Annotated in this window: 3 protein-coding genes; 1 reads left to right on the forward strand and 2 read right to left on the reverse strand. The window is 64.3% G+C overall.

Annotated features, from left to right (window positions below; genetic code table 11):
- Positions 1-2: 2 nt before the first annotated feature.
- Positions 3-1,658 carry a GMC oxidoreductase gene (locus tag A2J01_RS33265; RefSeq protein WP_082901001.1) on the reverse strand — a complete coding sequence of 552 codons (1,656 nt, stop codon included), beginning with the start codon at positions 1,656-1,658 and terminating at the stop codon, positions 3-5.
- A gap of 203 nt (positions 1,659-1,861) precedes the next feature.
- Here A2J01_RS33265 and A2J01_RS33270 point away from each other — a divergent pair, with 203 nt between their 5' ends.
- Entirely contained in the window at positions 1,862-2,242 is a 381-nt protein-coding gene (locus A2J01_RS33270) for a PPOX class F420-dependent oxidoreductase (protein WP_064114393.1), read from the forward strand.
- 7 nt (positions 2,243-2,249) lie between these two features.
- Here A2J01_RS33270 and A2J01_RS33275 read toward each other — a convergent pair whose 3' ends face one another.
- The gene (locus A2J01_RS33275) at positions 2,250-3,155 is read right to left on the reverse strand and encodes a TIGR01777 family oxidoreductase (protein WP_064114394.1); all 906 of its coding nucleotides are present in this window, start codon (positions 3,153-3,155) and stop codon (positions 2,250-2,252) included.
- Positions 3,156-3,259: the final 104 nt, after the last annotated feature.

Raw genomic sequence — 3,259 nt, forward strand, 5'->3', positions numbered from 1 at the left:
TGTCAGCGTCCGGACTTGATGATCTGAGCGATGTTCCGCTCCGCCAGAGCAGTGATGGTCAGTGACGGATTGACGGTGCCGGTGCTGCCCGGAATGGCAGCGCCGTCCATCACGTACAGGCCGTCGTAGCCCTTGACTCGCCCGTAGCCGTCGGTGGCCTTGCCCAGAACCGCACCGCCGAGGGGATGCGCGGTGAACGAGGAATTGACGTCTTTCGCGAACGGCAGGGCGGACGGCAGCGTGGTGCCGGCGAAGGCCATCTTGTTCTGGACGGCGCGCAGGGCCTCGACGGTGGCGTCGTTGCCGTTCTTCGGCCAGTTCAGCACCACCCGATCGGAGCCGCCGTCGTAGGCGAAGTCGGCGCGCTGCGAGTCGAGGGTCATCCCCAAGGTTCCGAGCATGCCGATGTTGACGGGTAGGCCGGGGACGTACCAATTTTCCAGGGAGAGCGGCATTCCCGACTCGTCGACGATGCGTGATGCCGACGGTGCGGCTTGCGCAGTGCCTTCACTGAAGCCGAACGAGCGCACCATCCCGGCGTCGCCGTTCGTTCCCCAGCCCTTACCGACGTGTTCGTTGAGGTTGGGCAGCGCGCCCGTCGCCTGGGCGCGTACCAGCAGTTCGGAGGTGCCGATCGAGCCGGCGCCGAGGAACAGACGGTCACAGGTAAGAGTCTTCCGGGCCAGAACGCCACCCGTCGGATCCGTCGATTCGACGTCGACGACGTAGCGTCCATCACGTTCGCGACTGATCGCGAGCACCTGATGTCCGTAACAGACGGTGGCTCGTCCGGTGGCTTCGGCGGCGGGAATGTAGTTCTGTGTGAGGTCGAACTTCGCGCCGTTGGAGTTACCCATGTTGCTGTCACCGACAGTGGCCGAGGCTCGGGTTCGGCCGTCGAGTTCTGAGCGCACCACGTCCCAGTTCCAGATCCCGTCGATCCGCTGCGGATCGAATCCGGCACGACGAGCGTCCTGATCCCAACGACGCGAGTGACCGAAGTTCGGGGTTTGGTAAATGTCTTCGGGCAACGGGCTCAGACGCAGCATCTGGCGCACTTTGGGGTACCAGGTGGACGCCATCTCGTCGTAGTCGAGGGAGTTGCCGAAGACTGCGTCGAAGAATCGGCGCTCGGGCGCGATCATCACGCCGGTGAAGATGATGGAACCACCGCCGACTGCAGCGCCGCGCCATACCGAGATGTGTTCGTAGTCGGTGGCATCGAGGACGCCGCTGAAGTAGTCGCACGCCACGGGGAGTCCGGTGAGGTTGGTGAACGATGTTCGCCGGAAGACTCCGCGGCCGTCGGCCAGCATGTCGGAGGTGTGAATCTCCCGTTGCGGATCGTGGGGCCACCGAAGTCCGCGTTCGAGGATGGTGATCTGGGTGCCGCTCTGCGCCAGTCTGAGGGCGGTGGCGCTTGCGCCGAATCCGGACCCGATGACGATGGCTTCGGAATGCTCCGGGGGAGTAGGAGAGGGTGCGAACAACTCGGGGACGAGCGCGCGGTAGTGATCAGCACCCATCGGGAGCGCCCGCAGTGGTGCGGGGGTGGCGTGGCTGGTCGACGTCGAGATGAGCGGTGTCGCGGCGGCAACTGCTGCCCCCGCCCCGGCGGCTTTGAAAAAGTCACGACGCTGCATGTCACGGCGCTGCATGTGTAAGTTCGACTCCCCAGTTCGACGGTTTGCCTCAGAATAACTCGAGATGGAGTTTGGGGACGAAACGGCGTGTCCGACGTCAAGAAGAACCGGATAAAACGTGCATAAGTGGCACTTCCTGGGTGGTACTGATCGGTCGCCAGATAGTCGCGGAAGCCTGTCGGTGTTCAACGGGAGGCGCTCGCACCTATCCTCGAGGAGTGAACCCCGACTTCAAGCGCGTCTCCGAGGCCAAGTACGTCCTACTCACGACCTTCCGCAAGGACGGAACGCCGGTGGCGACTCCGCTCTGGGCCGCGCCGGACGGCGACAAGATCTTGATGTGGACCGTCACCGATTCCTACAAGGTCAAGCGCATCAGGCGAAACCCGTCGGTCACAGTCGCCGCGTGTGACGCGAGGGGAAATCCGAACGGTGAACCGGTTGCCGCCGTCGCCGAGATCCTCGACGCGCCGGGCACCGATCATGCTCGCGACGCGATCGCGCGTCGCTACGGAATCCTTGGCTGGATCACCATGAAAGGCAGTCTCCTGCGCCGCGGCAAGACCGGAACGATCGGACTTGCCATCACTGCAGCCTGACCGCGCGTCAGTTGCCGAGCAGATCGTCCAACGCTGAATCGAACCGCGGATAGGTGAAGGCGAAGCCGTTGTCCGTCAGCACTTTCGACACTGCATGACGACCCGTCAGGCCCAAGGCAGCGTCGCTGCGCAGCAGGAACGCGCCGAATCTGACCATGACAGCGGGCGTCGGCGGCGCAGGTGGCCGGTGAAGATGCTTGCGCAGCCCGGCCATCAGTTCTGAATTGCGGACGGGATCCGGGGCAGTCGCGATGACCACGCCCGAGGCAGCCGAATCGGGTTCGAGGGCCCAACGAACGATCGACAGCCAGTCGTCGATGTGAATCCAACTGGTCCATTGTCGACCTGACGCAACGCGTCCGCCCAGACCGAGACGTACGAGCAACAGCAGTCGCTCGAGCGCCGGTGTGCCCTTCTCCAATACGACGCTGGTTCGCAGGATCACCACTCGTGACGTGTTTGCTCCCTCGACCGCGGCCTCCCAGTCCTTTGCGACGTCGGTCATCTGAGGTGGTCCGTCAGCGAGTGGGGAAGCCTCGTCGAGTCGGGTCTCTCCGGCGTCGCCGTAGATTGCGAGCGTGCTCGCCTGGATCCACACCGGAACAGGGTGCGCCAGTAGTTTCGACGCTTCGACCAGCGCGCGGGTCGGATCGACTCGGGAGTTGGTGAGCAGTGCGATGTTTGCCGGGGTGGGTCGGCGATCGACCAACTCGCCGGCAAGGTTGATCACAGCGGCGCCGTCGAGTTCGCGTGCCCAGTCGCCCACCGTGACGCCGTCCCACTGAACCTGCCTGTGCCTGCCGGGTTTCGGTGAGCGAGTCAGGACCACGACGTCATATCCGCGGTCCGCGAGATCGTCGCTGATTCGGCGGCCGAGAGCGCCGGTGCCGCCGGCGATCACGACCTTCGTCATCACTGCGCCTGGCTGACCGAGGACATGTGGAAGTCGGGAATGCGCATCGGCGGCATGGCCGTGCGGGTGAACCAATCTTTCCACTCCCGGGGAAGCGTGATCTC

This window comes from Rhodococcus sp. EPR-134, from assembly GCF_001647205.1.
Classification (GTDB): Bacteria; Actinomycetota; Actinomycetes; order Mycobacteriales; family Mycobacteriaceae; genus Rhodococcus_F; species Rhodococcus_F qingshengii.